17 protein-coding genes are annotated in these 16,134 nt (G+C 64.4%); 6 read left to right on the top strand and 11 right to left on the bottom strand.

Annotation, left to right across the window (positions count from 1 at the left end):
- Positions 1 to 18: 18 nt before the first annotated feature.
- Genes BGRAMDRAFT_RS18730 through BGRAMDRAFT_RS18720 form a run of 3 tightly spaced genes read left to right on the top strand, consistent with a single transcriptional unit; the run spans position 19 to position 2,996 of the window.
- Positions 19 to 699 carry an ABC transporter ATP-binding protein gene (locus BGRAMDRAFT_RS18730; protein WP_044021388.1) on the top strand — a complete coding sequence of 227 codons (681 nt, stop codon included), beginning with the start codon at positions 19 to 21 and terminating at the stop codon, positions 697 to 699.
- A 33-nt stretch (positions 700 to 732) separates the two neighbouring features.
- Positions 733 to 1,737 (top strand): NrtA/SsuA/CpmA family ABC transporter substrate-binding protein, encoded by a 1,005-nt coding sequence (locus BGRAMDRAFT_RS18725; protein ID WP_006050377.1) that lies wholly within the window; start codon positions 733 to 735, stop codon positions 1,735 to 1,737.
- 14 nt (positions 1,738 to 1,751) lie between these two features.
- A complete protein-coding gene (locus BGRAMDRAFT_RS18720; protein ID WP_006050376.1) occupies positions 1,752 to 2,996 on the top strand; it encodes an acyl-CoA dehydrogenase family protein in 1,245 nt (414 codons plus the stop codon).
- A gap of 79 nt (positions 2,997 to 3,075) precedes the next feature.
- On the opposite strand, the gene BGRAMDRAFT_RS18715 is transcribed toward BGRAMDRAFT_RS18720, so the two are convergent.
- On the bottom strand, positions 3,076 to 4,131 hold the full coding sequence (locus BGRAMDRAFT_RS18715; protein WP_006050375.1) for an LLM class flavin-dependent oxidoreductase: 1,056 nt from the start codon (positions 4,129 to 4,131) through the stop codon (positions 3,076 to 3,078).
- 153 nt (positions 4,132 to 4,284) lie between these two features.
- The gene (locus tag BGRAMDRAFT_RS18710; protein ID WP_006050374.1) at positions 4,285 to 4,860 is read right to left on the bottom strand and encodes a TetR/AcrR family transcriptional regulator; all 576 of its coding nucleotides are present in this window, start codon (positions 4,858 to 4,860) and stop codon (positions 4,285 to 4,287) included.
- Positions 4,861 to 4,988: 128 nt separating this feature from the next.
- On the opposite strand from BGRAMDRAFT_RS18710, the gene BGRAMDRAFT_RS18705 reads away from it, so the two are divergent.
- On the top strand, positions 4,989 to 5,723 hold the full coding sequence (locus BGRAMDRAFT_RS18705) for an SDR family NAD(P)-dependent oxidoreductase (protein WP_006050373.1): 735 nt from the start codon (positions 4,989 to 4,991) through the stop codon (positions 5,721 to 5,723).
- A gap of 102 nt (positions 5,724 to 5,825) precedes the next feature.
- Entirely contained in the window at positions 5,826 to 6,425 is a 600-nt protein-coding gene (locus tag BGRAMDRAFT_RS18700) for an NADPH-dependent F420 reductase (RefSeq protein WP_006050372.1), read from the top strand.
- A 132-nt stretch (positions 6,426 to 6,557) separates the two neighbouring features.
- On the opposite strand, the gene BGRAMDRAFT_RS18695 is transcribed toward BGRAMDRAFT_RS18700, so the two are convergent.
- From BGRAMDRAFT_RS18695 to BGRAMDRAFT_RS18655, 9 genes are all read right to left on the bottom strand, one after another.
- Entirely contained in the window at positions 6,558 to 6,911 is a 354-nt protein-coding gene (locus BGRAMDRAFT_RS18695) for a RidA family protein (protein WP_006050371.1), read from the bottom strand.
- Positions 6,912 to 6,992: 81 nt separating this feature from the next.
- Complete coding sequence (locus BGRAMDRAFT_RS18690) at positions 6,993 to 8,165, bottom strand: NAD(P)/FAD-dependent oxidoreductase (RefSeq protein ID WP_006050370.1); 1,173 nt, start codon at positions 8,163 to 8,165, stop codon at positions 6,993 to 6,995.
- The gene (locus BGRAMDRAFT_RS18685; protein ID WP_006050369.1) at positions 8,158 to 9,588 is read right to left on the bottom strand and encodes an FAD/NAD(P)-dependent oxidoreductase; all 1,431 of its coding nucleotides are present in this window, start codon (positions 9,586 to 9,588) and stop codon (positions 8,158 to 8,160) included. The genes BGRAMDRAFT_RS18690 and BGRAMDRAFT_RS18685 overlap by 8 nt, the downstream gene beginning before the upstream one ends.
- A complete protein-coding gene (locus BGRAMDRAFT_RS18680; RefSeq protein ID WP_006050368.1) occupies positions 9,578 to 9,961 on the bottom strand; it encodes a (2Fe-2S)-binding protein in 384 nt (127 codons plus the stop codon). Before BGRAMDRAFT_RS18680 ends, BGRAMDRAFT_RS18685 begins: the two co-directional genes overlap by 11 nt.
- Before the next feature lie 7 nt (positions 9,962 to 9,968).
- The gene (locus BGRAMDRAFT_RS18675) at positions 9,969 to 11,120 is read right to left on the bottom strand and encodes an NAD(P)/FAD-dependent oxidoreductase (RefSeq protein ID WP_006050367.1); all 1,152 of its coding nucleotides are present in this window, start codon (positions 11,118 to 11,120) and stop codon (positions 9,969 to 9,971) included.
- Entirely contained in the window at positions 11,117 to 11,914 is a 798-nt protein-coding gene (locus BGRAMDRAFT_RS18670; protein WP_006050366.1) for an ABC transporter permease, read from the bottom strand. The genes BGRAMDRAFT_RS18675 and BGRAMDRAFT_RS18670 overlap by 4 nt, the downstream gene beginning before the upstream one ends.
- Positions 11,915 to 11,930: 16 nt before the next feature.
- Positions 11,931 to 12,803: an ABC transporter permease gene (locus BGRAMDRAFT_RS18665; RefSeq protein WP_006050365.1), complete on the bottom strand. Its 873-nt coding sequence runs from the start codon at positions 12,801 to 12,803 to the stop codon at positions 11,931 to 11,933.
- On the bottom strand, positions 12,790 to 13,869 hold the full coding sequence (locus BGRAMDRAFT_RS18660; protein WP_006050364.1) for an ABC transporter ATP-binding protein: 1,080 nt from the start codon (positions 13,867 to 13,869) through the stop codon (positions 12,790 to 12,792). The genes BGRAMDRAFT_RS18665 and BGRAMDRAFT_RS18660 overlap by 14 nt, the downstream gene beginning before the upstream one ends.
- A gap of 60 nt (positions 13,870 to 13,929) precedes the next feature.
- Positions 13,930 to 14,988, bottom strand: coding sequence for an ABC transporter substrate-binding protein (locus BGRAMDRAFT_RS18655; protein WP_006050363.1), 1,059 nt, complete (start codon positions 14,986 to 14,988; stop codon positions 13,930 to 13,932).
- Positions 14,989 to 15,146: 158 nt separating this feature from the next.
- Here BGRAMDRAFT_RS18655 and BGRAMDRAFT_RS18650 point away from each other — a divergent pair, with 158 nt between their 5' ends.
- A complete protein-coding gene (locus BGRAMDRAFT_RS18650) occupies positions 15,147 to 16,100 on the top strand; it encodes a LysR substrate-binding domain-containing protein (protein WP_006050362.1) in 954 nt (317 codons plus the stop codon).
- The last annotated feature ends 34 nt before the right edge of the window (positions 16,101 to 16,134 follow it).

Below are 16,134 nucleotides of genomic sequence, written 5' to 3'. Positions count from 1 at the left end.
GAACGCGAACGCGAACGCATCAGTACTCAAGCATTGGCCGTTTCCGTCCGTGGACTAAAGCGGCGCTATGGCAGCCGCGTCGTGATCGACTCGCTCGACCTCGACATCCAGAAGGGCGAATTCGTCGCGCTGCTGGGTGAAAGCGGTTGCGGCAAGACGACGCTGCTGCGCGCGTTGGCCGGACTCGATCAGCCGGACGCGGGGACGATCCGCGCGCCGGAACGTCCGTCCGTCGTGTTCCAGGAACCTCGCCTTTTGCCGTGGGCGCCGCTGTGGGAGAACGTCGCGCTCGGTCACGAAAGGACGATTGGCCGCGACGGCGCCGCGCGCGCGCTCGCCGAAGTCGGACTCGCCGGCCGTGAGGACGACTGGCCGCGCAACCTCTCGGGCGGCCAGGCTCAGCGCGTGGCGCTGGCACGCGCGCTTGTTCCCGATCCCGCGCTGCTGCTGCTCGATGAACCGTTCGCGGCGCTCGACGCGCTGACCCGCATCAAGATGCACGGACTCGTCAAAGAGCTTGTCGCGCTCCACCAGCCAGGCGTGCTGATCGTCACTCACGATGTCGACGAAGCGCTGACCCTTGCAGACAGGATCATCGTCATGCGCGCAGGCCGCATCGCGGCCTCGTTCCGCCCCAAAGACCACGCCGGCACGCTGCGGTCCATTCTGCTCGAAGAGCTGGGCGTTCAGTCTCATTGACCCGTTTCCCGTCAAACCGAAGGATCTCAAAGGATGAATGATTCATTGCTGAGCCGCCGCCAGTTGCTGCGCGCGGCGGGCGGCCTGCTGGCCGGCGCCGCCGTGGGTGGTCTCGTTCCGGCGCAGGCAGCCGAACCGCGCAAGCTCACACGTAATACGGACACCGTACGAATCGGCTGGGGCTACGGCAGCCTGCCCGACATCGCCAAACAGCGCGGCGTGTTCGAAAAAACGCTCGCCGCCAAAGGCATCAAGGTCGAATGGATCGGGCCGTTCCCGAACCATGCGCCGTCGATTCAGGCCGTGGTCGGCGGCAGCGCGGACTTCGGCTTCTGGGGATCGACGACGCCCGCGCTCGCCGCAATGCTCGCCGGCTCGCCCATCGTCTTCAATGCGTTCGATATCTATTCGCCGCGCTCCACTTCCATCATCGCGAAGAAGTCGAGCGGCATCAACTCGATTGCGGATCTTGCGGGCCGCAAGGTCGCCGTCAACCGCTCCGGACTCGGCGAATTCCTGCTTATCGCCGCGCTGGAGAAACATCGCATCGACCGGGACAAGGTGCAGTTCGTCTATCTGAATCCGCCCGACGCCGCACCGGCGTTCGCGCAAGGCCGGGTCGACGCCTGGTCGATGTGGTCGCCGGGCGTGGACATCGCGCGCTTCTCGAACGACGCGAAGGACATATTCAACGAAGGCCGCGACCTGGATTTCCTGATCGACTATAGCTCGCTGGTCACGCGCCGCAAGTTCACCGAAGAGAACTCCGAGCTGATCCGCGCGGTCATCGATGCGTATTACGTTGAAGGGACATGGCAGTCGTCGCACTCCGTCGAAGCGGAGCAGCTCGTGCAGCGCGAGGGCAAGTATCCGGATCAGGTGCGCGACTATCTCGCCGGCCTCAAGCGCGTGAACCAGTTCCACGAAGCAGACGACGCCGCCTTCATCGCGCAGTTTCAGCGCGCCGCCGACTGGCTCGCGGAGCGCAAGATCATCAACTCGCGCATCAAGGTCGCGGACTACAGCATCAGAGTTTGAACACGGGCGAGCGCATGACTGACACCAGCAGCATCAACGACGCGAGGCCCACGCAGTGGATTTCGCCGCTGAGCGTAACGCTCGGCTTCGCGGAGATTATTGCCGACATCGCCGCGACTGCCGCGGCGCGCGAACGGGAGCATCGTCTGCCGCACGACGAGATCGCGAGACTCAAAGCGATCGGCTTCGGCGCGTTGCGTCTGCCGTCCGATAGAGGAGGGCATGGCGTGTCGCTCAGCGAATTGTTGGTCGTAGCCCGCGACGTGGCCGCCGCGGATTCGAACATCGCGCATGCATTCCGCAATCATCTGTGGCAGGTGGAAACGGCGCTCAGGAAGCGCGATCATCCGTTCCATGCACACGTCCTCGCACTGAGCGCGCAGAAAAAAACCGTCGGCCTGAGCTTTACCGAAAGCGATGTGAAGGCGGCCGGCGCGCGTCCGACTCAAGTGTTGAGCCGGCTCGAATGGGACGCTTCGCGCGACCTGTACGTCGGCTCGGGAGAGAAGGTGTACGCGACGGGCAATCTGTACAACGACGCGTTCGTCGGCCTCGCGGTGGAGAGCCGCGCGGGGCGAACCGTGCAATATGTGCTTGAGCGAAGCGCAGGCGTCAGCAACGACGACGACTGGCAAGGTTTCGGCCAGCGGCTGACCGGCTCGGGCACGGCCCGCTTTCGCGACGTCACCGTGCCGGCGGCGCATCTTTATCCGCTCGATCCGCCGGCGTCCGAACACGCCGCGCCGTGGGGATTCACGTTCCATCAGGTCTATCTGACCAATTGCATTGCGGGTATCGTGCGCCGCGTTGCGCTGGACGCCGTCGACGTGCTGCGCACGCGCGGCCGCAACTTCTATCACGGCGAAGCCGAGCATCCCGCCGACGAAGCCGTGCTTCAGTCGCAACTCGGTCGAATCCGTGGGTATACGGCGAGCGTCGAAGCAACCGCCGATCGCGCTGTCGCTGCCTTGCAGCGCGCCTGCGACGCTTACGGCATGGACGGCGAATACGAGGCCACGCTCGCTGCCACCTTTGCAGCGTCCGAAGCCAAGGTCGTGATCGACGACCTCGCGCCGCAGATCGCAAGCTGGCTGATCGATCTCGGCTCGGGCTCGGTCGTCTCGCGTATCGGTGCGCTCGACCGGCACTGGCGCAACATCAAGGTCATCGCCTCGCACAATCCGCGGCTCTATAAGGAGCGTTTGCTTGGACAGAATTTGCTGACCGGTCAGTTGCCGCCTACCGGTGCGTTTTTCTAGGCGTGCATGAAAGCGCCCGCGCGCGTGCCACGACGTGACATGACGGGCGGGCGTTTGACTTTCGGCGGTGGCGTTGTGTTCAGTCCAGCAGGCGGCGAACGCGCGGCATGACTTCCTCGGCGAAACGGGCCATGTCGGCTTCGAAAGGCTGGAACTGCAGCATGAACAGTTCGATGCCGGCGCGATGGAACTCCGCAATGCGCCGCGCGACCGTATCGTAATCGCCGACAAGGCCCGCAGCCGTGCCGCCGTTCGATCCGACGCGCGCCGAGCGCGCGAAGGTCTGATGCATCACCGCGTTGGGATCGATGTTGGCTTTTTGCCGTTCCCGTAGCGGCTTGTCGAGTTCGGCCAGTGCGAACAGGTGCTCGAGATGAGCGTCGGCCTCGGACTGCGTCTCGCGTGCAATCACGAACGCCGACAGGCCGAAGCGCAACGCATCGTGGCCGGCCGGACGGGGGCGCGCGGAGACATCGGCGATAAGAGCCGCCACGTCGTCATGCGGCTGTCCGTTGATGAACCACACATCGCCATGCGCGGCCACCAGCGAACGCGCAGGCTCCGACTCGCCGCCGACATAGATGCGCGGCCGCGCGCGGAACGGATCGGCCGGACGCAACTGATAGTCGTCGATACGGAAGTTGTCGCCGCGATGCGTGAGCGCTTCACCGCGCAGCAACGCATCGACGACGGTGATCCATTCGCGGCCGTACGCGTAGCGTTCGTCGTGTTCCGCAAAGCCGATGCCGGCGCGCTCAAGCTCGGGGCGATTCCATGCGTTCACGAGATTGATTGCGAAGCGTCCGCCGCTGATGTGCTCGATCTGCTGCGCCATTTTCGCGAGCACGGCCGGATGGTACAGATACGGCTTGATCGCGGCGATGATCTCGATGCGTGAAGTCAGTGCCGCCAATGCAGCCGATGCCGTCCACGCCTCGAGCTGATCGAGCGAAGGATCGTGCGGATTGATGGTGTGCTGCGCGACGAGCACCGAATCGTAGCCGAGACGCTCGGCTTCCAGCACGAGCGCCTTGTTGCGCGCCCATGAAGCGTCGTAGGGTTCCGCGGGGTCCTGCAGCGCCGCACGGCTGCCATGTACGAGCGCCCAGACGCCGAAGCGGAGAGGTTGGGACATTGCGCGAGTAACCCCGAGGACGGAACAGGAAGGATGCCTATGTTAAAGGCCGCGCGCGTGCGCCGTTCCAATTTCTATCGATATGCAATTGCCGTATTGGCATTTGCAGCGCGTCAACGCATCCACGTACCTCTAAGAAGCTTGCGACGAATCTCACGTTGCCTTCTTCACATCCTTGCTCGACCGGTTCGTCAGCATCGCGCCCGCGATAAAGTCGAAGAGATAATCGGCGCGTGGCGCGAACGACGGCTGGTCGACGACCCAGCCGAGCGCCGACATCAGCGCGAACAGGTCGATACCGTTCATATCGGCGCGCGCGGTTCCTTCGGCCTGAGCGCGGAGCAATAGCCGCTCGCCCGCCGAGTGCACCGCTGCGCATGACGCGTAAAGCGCGGACTCAGGGTCCGCGTGGGCGCTCGCCATCAACGCGACAACGCCGTTATAGCTATGGACGAATGCGACGCCTTCGCGAAACCAGGACACGAACGCTTCGTCAGGTGGACTCGACGCTTCCAGTTCCGCCGCCTTTTGCGTCAGCGCGTCCAGATGCTCGCGCAGCAACGCCTCGAACAACGCTTCCCGCGTCGGGAAATGGCGCAGCACGGTCGCCAGACCGACGTCGGCGCGGCGCGCGATATCTCGCATGGACGCATCGGCACCATGTTCGCTGATGACGTCGCGCGCGACTTCAAGTAGATGGCTGTAGTTCTTTCTGGCGTCGGCTCGCATGATTTTCTTGACAAGTGGATCAGTGATCCATATATTTGACTCAGGATGTGGATCAGTGATCCATAAGATACAGCGCTTTTGTTCAAATGGGAATAGCGGCGCTGCCCGACACCACGAAAGGAGAAGTCATGGGAAAGCTAGACGGTAAGGTTGCAGTCATCACGGGCGGTTCGAGCGGCATGGCGCTGGCGAGCGCGAAGCGGTTCGTTGAAGAAGGCGCGTATGTGTTCATCACGGGCCGCAGGCAAGAGGCGCTCGACGAGGCCGTCAAGCAGATTGGCCGCAACGTGACCGGCGTGCGCGGCGACGCGGCCAATCTCGACGACCTCGACCGCCTGTTCGATACAGTCAAGCGGGAGAAGGGCAAGATCGACATCCTGTACGCAAGCGCCGGCACGGGCGAAGCGCTGCCGCTGGGTCAGATTACCGAGCAGCACTTCGATGCGGCCTTCGACCTGAATGCGCGCGGCACGCTGTTCACGGTTCAAAAGGCGTTGCCGCTCTTCAACGATGGCGGATCGATCTTCATGACCGGATCGATTGCGTCGATCAAAGGTTTCCCTGGTTTCAGCGTGTATGCGGCGAGCAAGGCGGCGCTGCTCGCGTTCGCACGCGGCTGGCTCAACGAACTGAAGGGCAGGAATATCCGCGTGAACGTGCTGAGCCCGGGGCAGATCGCCACGCCGATTCAGGAACAAGTCTTCGACGAAGAGACGAAGCGGCAGTTCGAATCGCTGGTGCCGCGCGGGAAGATGGGTCGTCCCGAGGAAATCGCGACGGTTGCGCTGTTTCTCGCTTCAGACGATTCGAGCTTCGTGAATGGCGTGGAGTTGTATGTCGACGGCGGCACGTCGGCTATCTGAGATCGCGCCGATACACGTGTAGAAGTAGCTATCGACTTGATGAAGGTGGTCCAAGTACTTCCATAAATCCGGATTCCTTATCATATTGAATGGAGTTTTCGCATGAGCTATTCGATTATTGGCTTTGGCGCGGTAGGCCAGGCGCTCGCCCGAGCGTTTGCAAGAAAGAACATCGAAGTGACCGTCGCCAGCCGGCGCTCGCCCGAGAGCCTGACGCAGCAGGCAAGAGCGATCGGCCCCACCGTTGTCCCGAAGACGCTGCAAGACGCCATCGCGTCCGACATCATCTTCCTGGCCATTCCGTTCTGGGAACATCGCGAAGTCGCGAAGCTGATCCCGAACTGGCAGGGCAAGACGATCATCGACGCGACCAACGCTTTCGGTGTTCCCGTTGAGGAACTAGACGGTCAGCCGTCGTCCGCGGTTATCGCCAAAGCGTTCACCGGCGCCCGGTTCGTAAAGGGCTTTAACCATCTGCCCGCTGGAGTTCTTGCGTCTGATCCGAACGTGAACGGCGGCAGCCGCGTCGTGTTTCTGTCGAGCGATGACGAAAAGGCGGTGGCACCGGTCGCGGCTCTGGCCGAACAACTCGGTTTCGCGCCGATCGCGCTCGGACCGCTCAAGAATGGCGGCTCGCTCGTGCAGGCCAAGGGCAATACGTGGGCTGAACTGATCTTCAAGGATCTCGTCAAGTTCAAATAGCGGCGCGTCGCGGGAAAGTCGCAGCGGCCACGCGCATTGCATTGCTAAACGCGTGGCCGTGATCCGCACAGCTCCTATCTCAGCGCTTGCCCGACACCGCGGCCGCTCCCACGTTTCCCCTACCGCGTTGCCTCAGCCAAGCGCGACAACAGCAATTTCGACCAGCAGCTCCGGCGCGGCAAGTTTGGCCTGCACCGTCGCACGGGTCGGCGCGCAGCCTTGCGGAACCCACGCGTCCCAGACCTCGTTCATGCCGGCGAAGTCGCGCGAAATATCCGCGAGCCAGACTTGCGCGGAAACGAGCCGCGTCTTGTCGATGCCGGCCTTCTCCAGGAAGCCGTCGATTTTCTCCAGCACTTTGGCGGTCTGAATCTTCACGTCGGGCGCATGATCCGCGGAAGTCTGGCCGCCGATAAACACGAGGCCGGCAGCCTTCACGACGCGGCTCATACGTTGATTGGTTTCGATACGAACAATATCGGTCATGACAGTTTCTCAGGTTGAGGTCGAACGAAGCCGCCGCGCGTGCTCGCGAAGCGCGCACGACGGAACAAAAAACAGAACCGCTTAATGCGTCGCGAGTTGCGCGGCGCCGGCGTGAGAGGGCGCCGCGTTGCGCTCGAAACGATCGATCGCGAACGCGTCGAGCGAAAGGCTCGGCGTGCCGTCGAGCATCAGTTCGGACACGAGCTTGCCGCAACCCGGTCCCAACTGAAAACCGCTGCCGCAATAGCCGAACGAGTAATACAGATTCGACGCCTCGCGGCTCGCGGAAATCACCGGTAGTTCGTCTTCGGTGAATGCTTCGACGCCGGCCCATGCGCGATTCACGCCGAGATTGCGCAGATGCGGAAACAGGTCGGTCACGGTTCGGGCGCTGCGCACGAGCCGCACGAAATCGACTTCGCCGTGACGATTCGCCAGATCGGCAATGCCGATCAGTTTTCCGCCGATCACGACCGTGCCGTTGTCGAACTGCTTGAAGGACAGCGGCCTGCCGGTTGCGCCGAGCGTTGCGCGGCAGAAGGGCGCGACGCGATGCGTGACCATCAGCATCAGACCTTCGGGATGAACGGGCACGGGCTCGCCCACCTGCTTGGCCAGTTCGCCGGACCACGCGCCTGCGGTGACGAGCAGTTTCTCCGCGCTGAACGTGCCGCGCGGCGTGTGCGCGAGCCAGCGCGTGCCGCGTTGTTCGATGCGGCGCACGGCGGTGCCTTCGAGAAAACGCGCGCCAAGGCGCTGTGCGGCGAGCCGGAAAGCCGTCGTGGTCCGATAAGGCAACGCGTAGCCGTCGCGCTCCACCCAGATACCGCCGGTCACATGCCGCGCAAGCGCCGGTTCGAGTTCGAGCACGGTCTCGCGGTCAATGACCTTTTCATGCGTGAAGCCCCGCGATTCGAGTAGCGCGACTCGCTCGCGGCATACCTGAAGTTCGTCGTCGGTTTCGGCGATCTTCAACTGGCCGGACGCGACAAACCCACCGTCTTCGCCGAGCAGATCGGTCATGCCGTGCCAGATTTCACGCGACATCAGCGCAAGCGGAATCTCAGGCAGCGGACGGCCCAGCGTCCGCACGCCGCCCGCGTTGACCCCCGACGAATGACGCGCGACATAATCGGCTTCCAGCACGATCACCTTCGCGCCGCGACGCGCCAGATGAAACGCGCTGCTCGTGCCGTGCAGCCCGCCGCCCACCACGAGCACATCGGCTTCCTGCGTGACGGTCGTGTCATTCACCGGCGAGTTCTCCGAGCGTGAGCGGCTTGATCGGCGGACGGATGCGGTAATAGCCGACTTCGGCCGGCGAGACGCGGCGCGCATCGGCGATTACTTCGGTCACCGTAAGACCGCACATGCGTCCCTGGCACGGTCCCATGCCGCAGCGTCCGAACGACTTCGCCTGATTCGGTCCGACGCAGCCGAGTTCGACGAACTGGCGCAATTCCCCCGCGGTCACTTCCTCGCACCGGCACACGACGGTCTCGTCGCGCGGAATGCGGTTGATGTCGCGCGGACGGTACAGGCTGTCGAGAAACGGCCGAATGCGCATCACACCGGCGAGCGCGCGGCGATGTTCGACGGCTTCGGCGTCGCGTGTCGCCGCGGTCAGCGCGCCGAGTTGCGCGGCCACCGCGAGGCCCGCGAGCGTGCCCTGCAATGCGGCCGCCTGCGCGCCGCCGATGCCCGCGCCATCGCCCGCGATGAAGATGCCCGGCACGTCGAGCTCGCCCCATGCGTCGACCTTCGGCGTGAAGCACAGTTGAGCGTTGTCCCAGCGATGCGCCGCGCGCAGCGCCTGCGTGAACTGCGTGTTCGGCACCACGCCCTGATGCAGCAGGATCACATCGGCTTCAATACGATGCGCTTTACCGTGGCTCGTGAAGTGCAGCGCGGCGGCACGCTCCACATTATCTTCACCGATGCGCCCCTCGACGCGCAGATCGTCGGCGGCCTCGAAGATCGGCACGCCCGCGTCGCGCAACGTGCGAATCAATTGCAGGCCCTTGCTGAGAAACGGCCATGCGCGCAGCGCGGCGAACATGTGACGTTTCGCGCGCCAACGGTCTTCATGACGCGTGGTATCGACGAGCGCGCGGATCGGCACGCCCGCACGCACATACTGCCAGCCGAGCAGATACAGCAGCGGTCCGCAGCCTGCGAGCACGGGCGGCGCGGCGGGCACTTCGCCCGCGCTCTTCAACAGAATCTGCGCCGCGCCCGCCGTCAGCACGCCGGGCAGCGTCCAGCCCGGAATCGGGAAGGGCCGTTCCAATGCGCCGCTTGCGAGAATCACGCGCTGCGCGTCGAAGCTGCCGATCTTGCCGTCCTTCAGATAATTGACGCCGCGCTCGCGCGTGACCTGCCACACGGTCGCATTGGTCAGATGACGCGCGCCGGAGGCGGCGAAGGCCTCGGCAAGCGCCGCGCCCGCCGCGTAGTCGGGGCCGAGAATCTCCTTGCGGCGCGCATCGGCGCGGCCGATCGCGCGATAAATCTGGCCGCCCACGGCGTCCTGCTCGTCGATCAACACAGTCTTGAGGCCGGCGCGCGCCGCGCGCGTGGCCGCGCTCATGCCGGCGGGACCGGCGCCGACCACGACGACGTCGACAGCCTCGGAAGCGAACTCGGAAGCGAATTCGGAAGCGAAATCAGCGGCCATGTGCGTTCTCCATCGGTGCGTCGGCGAAGCTCACGGGCGGCAGATCGCGCGCGCCTTCCTGCGAGCGGATACGCATGCCCGCCTTGACTTCGACCATGCAGGCCTGGCGGCTCGGCACGCCGTCGATCTCGACGAGGCAATCGAAGCACGCGCCCATCATGCAGAACGGCGCGCGCGGTGCGCCGGAAACCGGCGTCGCGCGAAAACGCGATACGCCCGCCGCGAGCAGGGCCGCGGCCACTGAACGACCACCGGGCACGGTAAGCGGCTGATCGTTGAACCAGATGGCGACGTTGGTGACGGCCGCGCCTTCAGCGCCGGGCAGCACCTTGAAGAGCGTGTGAGCCGGTGTGTGAGTCGATTGAGTAGTCATGTCGGATTCAGTGTGCGGAAATCAGTTCTCTCGCGTGCTCGAAGCGTTGCGCGGAGAAGGTGGGCAACTCGTCGGGCATGGCCGCGCCCATGATCCACGGCGCGACGCGCAGCGCATGCGCGGCCGCGAGCGTCACGCCGCTATGGCACGTAACGACGAACGCGCCCGGATGCGCTTCGGACTGGTCGTAGATCGGAAAGCCGTCAGGGCTATAGACGCGCAGCGCGGCCCACATGCGCACGAGCCGCACGTGTTGCAGCATCGGAAAAGCGCGCACGCCGCGCCGGGCAATGTCGGCGAGCACATGCGTCGTGGTGAAATCGTCGAAGCCGACTTCCTCCATCGAATCGCCGAACTGCACGCTGCCTTCGTCGGTCTGGCGCACGTTGAGCGTCGGATAGTGGAGAAACGGCGCGACGCGCTCGCTCACCAGCACTTGCCCGCGATTCGGCGCAACCGGTGCATGAAGTCCCACGAACGGCGCGAGCGTGCGATTGCCGAGTCCTGCGGCGAGCACGACCTTAGCAGCGCGATACGTGCCGCGTTTTCCATGCACGACAAAGCCGTGTCCTTGAGCTTCGATGCGCGCCGCGCGCTCGCCCGAGACGAGCTTCACGCCGCGTGCCTGCATCGCGGTGTGCAGCGCGCGCAGCAGCTTGAGCGGGTTCACGTGGCCGTCCATCGGCGTGTAGCTCGCGCCGATCACCGCGGGCCCGACTTGCGGAATGCGCGCGCGGACTTCGGCGGCATCGAGCATCTGATACGGGTAATCGCCCAGTTCGGCTCGCAGCGTCGACAGACGTTTTTCGCGCTCGGCGAGTTCGTCGTCGTTAAAGCAGAAGTGGAAGCCGCCTGGCTGTTTCAACGCGACGTCGATGCCGCTCTCCTGTTGCAGCGCTTGCGCGAGTTGCGGCCAGCGTGTCGCTGAGCTTCGCGACCAGCGTGCGTAGGGCGACAGGCCGTAGCCCTTGCCCTGAATCCAGACGAGGCCGAAATTGCCGCGCGACGCGCGAAAGCCGCCGTCGTCCTCGTCGAGCACGGTGACGCGCGCGCCTTCGCGGGCGAGCCCGTAAGCGACGGCCGAACCGACGAGGCCGCCGCCTACGACTACCACGTCCGCGAGCTTATCGGCACTCGCGGCGGTGCTTGTCAATGTCATCGAGCTTCTCCGATCAGAATGCGGTCGAGTCCGACCATGCGGTCAAGCAGGACCATCAGCAGGACCGTGCCGACAATCAGCACCGCCGACACCGAAGCGACGAGCGGATCGATCGTCTGCGCGATCTGGTTGTACATGGCGACGGGCAGCGTGGTCGTGCCGGGCGTCGCGACGAAGATGGTCATCGTCAGTTCGTCGAAACTCTGGATGAACGACAGCACCCAGCCGCCCGCGACGCCCGTGCGGATCATCGGCAGCACGACGCGGCGAAACGCGGTGAAGCGGCTCGCGCCACACGACAGCGCGGCGCGTTGCGCATCGCGATCGAGCCCGACCGCCGACGACAGCGCGAGACGCAGCGCATACGGCAGCACGATGACCACGTGCGCACAAACGAGAGACCAGAACGAGCCCGACAGATGCAGCAGCGAAAGAAAACGCAGGAACGCGATGCCGAGCACGACGGCCGGAATCATCATCGGCGAGAGGAAAAAGCTGGTCAGCGCAGCGCGGCCCGGAAAGCGATAACGCGCGATGGCGAGCGCCGCGGGCACCGCGAGCAGCACGCCGATGGTCGCCGCGGCAAACGCGAGCCGCACCGACAGCCAGAACGCCGAGACGATGTCGCCGTTCTCGATGATCGCGCGGAACCAGCGCAGCGACGCGCCATCGAAGGGCATCGAAATAAAGCCCTTGTCGGTGAACGCGACGAGCATCACGACGACGAGCGGCGCGAGAATGAAGGTGAGGAAGAACGCGTTGTAGACGAGCCCGAGAATGCCGTTCTGTTTCATGATCGCTCTCCTTCGCTCAATCGAAGATATGCCGGAAGCGGCGTTCGGCGAGGCGGCTGCAGCCCATCACGATCGCCACGTTGGCAATCAGCAGCAACACGGCGATACTCGCGCCGAGCGGCCAGTTCAGCGTGCCGAGGAACTCGTCGTAGGCGGCCGTCGCGACCACTTTGAGGCGCCGCCCGCCGATCAGCGCGGGCGTGGCGAACGCGGACGCCGACAGCGCGAACACGATGATCGAACCCGACAGCACGCCCGGCATGATCTGCGGCAGCACCACGCGGCGAAACACCGCGAACGGCGAGCCGCCGAGCGAACGTCCGGCCCATTCGATTTGCGGGTCGAGCTTTTGCATCGTCGCCCACACGGACATCACCATGAACGGCACCAGTACATGCGTGAGCGCGATGATCATGCCGGTCATCGTGAAGACGAGGCGGACGGGTTCGTCGGTGATATGCAGCGACTGCAACGCGTTGTTGAGCACACCGTTGTTGCCGAGCAGAATCTGCCAGCCGAGCGTGCGCACCACCACCGAAATAAGCAGAGGCCCGAGCACGACGAGCAGACACAGCGATTGCCACGGACGCTTCATCCGCGCGAGCACGATGGTTTCCGGCACGCCGAGCACGATCGAAAGAAGCGTGACCGCGAAGGCGAGACCGGCGGTGCGCAGGAAGATCGTGCCGTAGTACGGATCGCTCACGACCTCCCAGTAATTCGTGAGCGTATAAGCGGACGTGACGCCGGCCGTGTCGCTGAACACGCGGAACGACAACATCAGCGTGAGCAGCAGCGGCACCAGTAAGAGACCAATGAAAAGCAGCAGCGCCGGCCCCGACAGCAGCCACGGCGCTGCGCCTGGGCGGTCGTCGTCAAGCGTGGCCATGAGCGCCCTCCGGCCGGTCTTGCGTCAGTACGCGCAGGTCGTCGTCGGTCCATGCGAGGCCGACTTCGTCGCCTTCCTCGGGCGGCGGCGCGCCGTGATTCGGTTGCGCGACGCGCAGCTTGCCGAGCTCCGTCTCGACTTCGAGCAGCCATTGATTGCCGACGAAAACGCGCGTCGCGATACGGCCGCGCACGCGCGCATCGCCGTTGGCGAGATGGACTTTTTCGGGGCGGATATAGACATGCACGGCGCCGTCGACGTGCCGGCCTTCGTGCGGAACATGCAGCGTCGTGCCCGCGACATCGACTTCGGCGCAACGCGGATTGCGCCGCAACACTTCGCCGGCCAATGCGTTGGTGCGGCCGAGAAACGTCGATGTGAACGGCGTAGCGGGGCGCTCATACGCGTCGTACGGCGTGCTCAGTTGCGCGATCACGCCGCGATGCATCATCGCGATGCGATCGCTCATCGTCATCGCCTCGACCTGATCGTGCGTGACGAGAATCGTCGTGATGCCGAGACGCTTCTGGATTGCGCGCAGTTCGATGTGCATCTCCTCGCGCAGCTTGGCGTCGAGGTTCGACATCGGCTCGTCGAGTAGCAGCAGTTCGGGTTCCATCGCGATGGCGCGCGCAATCGCCACGCGCTGACGCTGGCCGCCCGACAGTTCCTTCGGATAGCGATGCCCGAGGCCTTTCAGCCGCACGAGAGACAGCGCTTCGGCAACGCGCTCTTCGCGTTCCTTGCGCCTGACCTTGCGCATCTCGAGCCCGAAGCCGACGTTGCCCGCCACCGTCATATGCGGAAACAGCGCGTAGCTTTGAAACACTACGCCGATGCCGCGCTTCTCGGGGCGCTCGTTCGTGATGTCGCGGCCATCGAGCAGAATGCGGCCGGTGGTCGGCGAGACGAAACCGGCGACCATCTGCAGCGTCGTCGTCTTGCCGCAGCCGGACGGGCCGAGCAGCGCAAGCAGCTCGCCGCGTTCGACGTCCAGATCGATGTGCTCGATCGCCGTGAAATCGCCGTAGCGTTTCGAAATGCCTTGCAGAGTCAGAAAGGCCATGCGCCTCGCTCCTTCATCAGATCGCGCGCCGCGCGAGGAATCTGCCAGTGCCGAAGATGTTCAGCGCTCGACCGAACGGTTCCAGCGCTCCGTCCATTCCGTGCGATGCTGGTTGATCGTGGTCCAGTCCATCGCGGTCAGCTTCGAGATCTGATCGGGACCGTAGGGCACGCGTGCAGCGATTTCAGGCGTCAGCTTCACGGTCTTGTTCACCGGACCGAGTCCGATGCCTTGCGCCTGCAAGATCTGCACTTCCGGCGTCAACAGGTACTGCACGAATTGCTGCGACAACTGCGGCTGCGCGTTTTCAGCGACCACGCACGCGGCCACCTGCAACGCGACCGCGCCTTCTTTCGGGTAGATGAACTTCAGCGGAAAGCCGGTGTTCTGCAACGCGACCGCGCGGCCGCTGCCGTACGGAGCGAGGATCACGTCGCCGGATTGCATCTGGCCGTCCATCTCGCCAGGCGTCGGCGCCCAGGACAGCACGTTGGGCGCGACCTGCTTCGTCATCGCGGTGAAGCCGGGGTCGATGTTCTTTTCGCCGCCGCCCGAGAGGCGCGCGAGCATCACGAGCGTATGCAGGCCGTACGTGTTGGTGATCGGCGGCACGCCGAGCTTGCCCTTGATGTGGCTGTCAGTGAGCGACTTCCACGAGTCGGGCGGCGGCAAGCCGGCTTTCTTGAAGGCTTCCTCGTTATAGCCGATGCCCGTCGCCACCATGCCCACGCCGATTGCCGACGGCCCCAGCTTCGCAAGCGGGTAGACGTCTTTCATCACGGGCGCGTCGTCGAGCTTCGCGCACAGGTTGAGCTGCATCGCCTGGTACATCGGGCCGTCGTCCATCACCGCGACGTTGATCTGCTGATGACCCTTCTGCGCCTGGAGCTTCGCGAGCGTGTCGCTGGAATTGCCCGCGACGTACACAATCTTCACGTTGTGCGCCTTCTCGAACGGCGGAATGATTTTCTGCCGATAGAGCTGTTCGTTCGACCCGCCGACGTTGGCGACATACAGCGTGGTCTCGGCCTGCGCGATGAGCGGCGCGGCGAGGCTGACGGCGAGCGAAACGGCCGCAAGGGCGGGGGCGGACAGACGGCGATGCAACGCTCTTTTCATGACGACGATCTCCAGTTCCGGTATGTGTGGGGCGGGCTTCGCTGCCCGTCGCTGAAATGCAGTGTCGCGCCGGCTGGCTATGTCGTCCAATACGAATAAAATACCTATCCATACATGGATGATATGGATAGGCAGACCGTCTCCTGGGGAAAATACGCATGAATCTCAAGCACATCGAGGCGTTTCGCGCGGTGATGGTGTCGGGGTCGATGACCGCCGCAGCCAAGGCGCTCTTCACGTCGCAACCGAACGTGAGCCGTCTGATTGCGCAACTGGAGCGCGATACGGGCCTGCAGCTATTTCAGCGCAGCGGCGTGCGCCTGATTCCCACTAGCGAGGGCGAGGCTTTTTTCCGCGAGGTCGAACGCGCTTTCGTCGGCTTGCAGGGACTGGCGAATGCGGCCGCGCAGATTCGCAATCTCGGCAGCGGGCGCTTGCGGATCGCGGCGATGCCGTCGGCGGGCATGACGCTCGTGCCGCATGCGATCAAACGTTTCGTCGAGCTGTTTCCCGATGTGACGGTGTCGCTGCACGTCAATACGTCGGCGACGGTCAATCATTGGACGGCATCGCAGTTCTGCGATCTCGGCGTGGCGGTCTACGTGAGCGAGGCGTCGGATTGCGAGGTCGAGCAGCTATCGGACGTTGCGGCCGTCTGCGTGATGCCGGCGGCGCATCGGCTCGCTGCGAAGCGCAGCATCAAGCCGGAGGACCTGGAGGGCGAGTCGTTCATATCGCTCTGCCACGGCGACGGCACGCGAGCCTTGATGGACGAGGTATTCCTGCGCGCCGGCGTGCAGCGCGTGCTCGCCATCGAGGCGCAGTACACCGCGATGTGCTGCGAGATGGTCCGTCATGGCATGGGCGTGACGCTCGCGCATCCAATCGTCGCGCGGGACTATGCCGGACCTGATATTGCGATCCGGCCGTTTGTGCCGGCTACGCGTTTTCAGACCTATTTGCTGTTTCCGCCGCATCGGCCGCGGGAGCGGCTCGCGTCGGCGTTCGTCGAGGTGTTGCGCGGCTTGCACGACGAATTGCTGGCGGAAGTCGTGCCGCCGTCGCGCAATGCCGCGCCGCGCGGGCGGGCGAAGTCGCGGGTGGGCGCGTGATGCGTTGTGCTTACGCTCCCGGGTTCCTTATAGC

This window comes from Paraburkholderia graminis C4D1M (assembly GCF_000172415.1).
Taxonomy (GTDB): Bacteria; Pseudomonadota; Gammaproteobacteria; order Burkholderiales; family Burkholderiaceae; genus Paraburkholderia; species Paraburkholderia graminis.
This window is presented reverse-complemented; position numbering and strand designations above follow the sequence as displayed.

Coding starts and splice junctions, on each gene's coding strand:
- BGRAMDRAFT_RS18680 (WP_006050368.1), bottom strand. CDS start 9,961: ATGACTACTCAATCGACTCACACACCGGCTCACACGCTCTTCAAGGTG.
- BGRAMDRAFT_RS18695 (WP_006050371.1), bottom strand. CDS start 6,911: ATGACCGATATTGTTCGTATCGAAACCAATCAACGTATGAGCCGCGTC.
- BGRAMDRAFT_RS18685 (WP_006050369.1), bottom strand. CDS start 9,588: ATGGCCGCTGATTTCGCTTCCGAATTCGCTTCCGAGTTCGCTTCCGAG.
- BGRAMDRAFT_RS18705 (WP_006050373.1), top strand. CDS start 4,989: ATGGGAAAGCTAGACGGTAAGGTTGCAGTCATCACGGGCGGTTCGAGC.
- BGRAMDRAFT_RS18655 (WP_006050363.1), bottom strand. CDS start 14,988: ATGAAAAGAGCGTTGCATCGCCGTCTGTCCGCCCCCGCCCTTGCGGCC.
- BGRAMDRAFT_RS18720 (WP_006050376.1), top strand. CDS start 1,752: ATGACTGACACCAGCAGCATCAACGACGCGAGGCCCACGCAGTGGATT.
- BGRAMDRAFT_RS18715 (WP_006050375.1), bottom strand. CDS start 4,131: ATGTCCCAACCTCTCCGCTTCGGCGTCTGGGCGCTCGTACATGGCAGC.
- BGRAMDRAFT_RS18700 (WP_006050372.1), top strand. CDS start 5,826: ATGAGCTATTCGATTATTGGCTTTGGCGCGGTAGGCCAGGCGCTCGCC.
- BGRAMDRAFT_RS18675 (WP_006050367.1), bottom strand. CDS start 11,120: ATGACATTGACAAGCACCGCCGCGAGTGCCGATAAGCTCGCGGACGTG.
- BGRAMDRAFT_RS18650 (WP_006050362.1), top strand. CDS start 15,147: ATGAATCTCAAGCACATCGAGGCGTTTCGCGCGGTGATGGTGTCGGGG.
- BGRAMDRAFT_RS18725 (WP_006050377.1), top strand. CDS start 733: ATGAATGATTCATTGCTGAGCCGCCGCCAGTTGCTGCGCGCGGCGGGC.
- BGRAMDRAFT_RS18710 (WP_006050374.1), bottom strand. CDS start 4,860: ATGCGAGCCGACGCCAGAAAGAACTACAGCCATCTACTTGAAGTCGCG.
- BGRAMDRAFT_RS18670 (WP_006050366.1), bottom strand. CDS start 11,914: ATGAAACAGAACGGCATTCTCGGGCTCGTCTACAACGCGTTCTTCCTC.
- BGRAMDRAFT_RS18660 (WP_006050364.1), bottom strand. CDS start 13,869: ATGGCCTTTCTGACTCTGCAAGGCATTTCGAAACGCTACGGCGATTTC.
- BGRAMDRAFT_RS18665 (WP_006050365.1), bottom strand. CDS start 12,803: ATGGCCACGCTTGACGACGACCGCCCAGGCGCAGCGCCGTGGCTGCTG.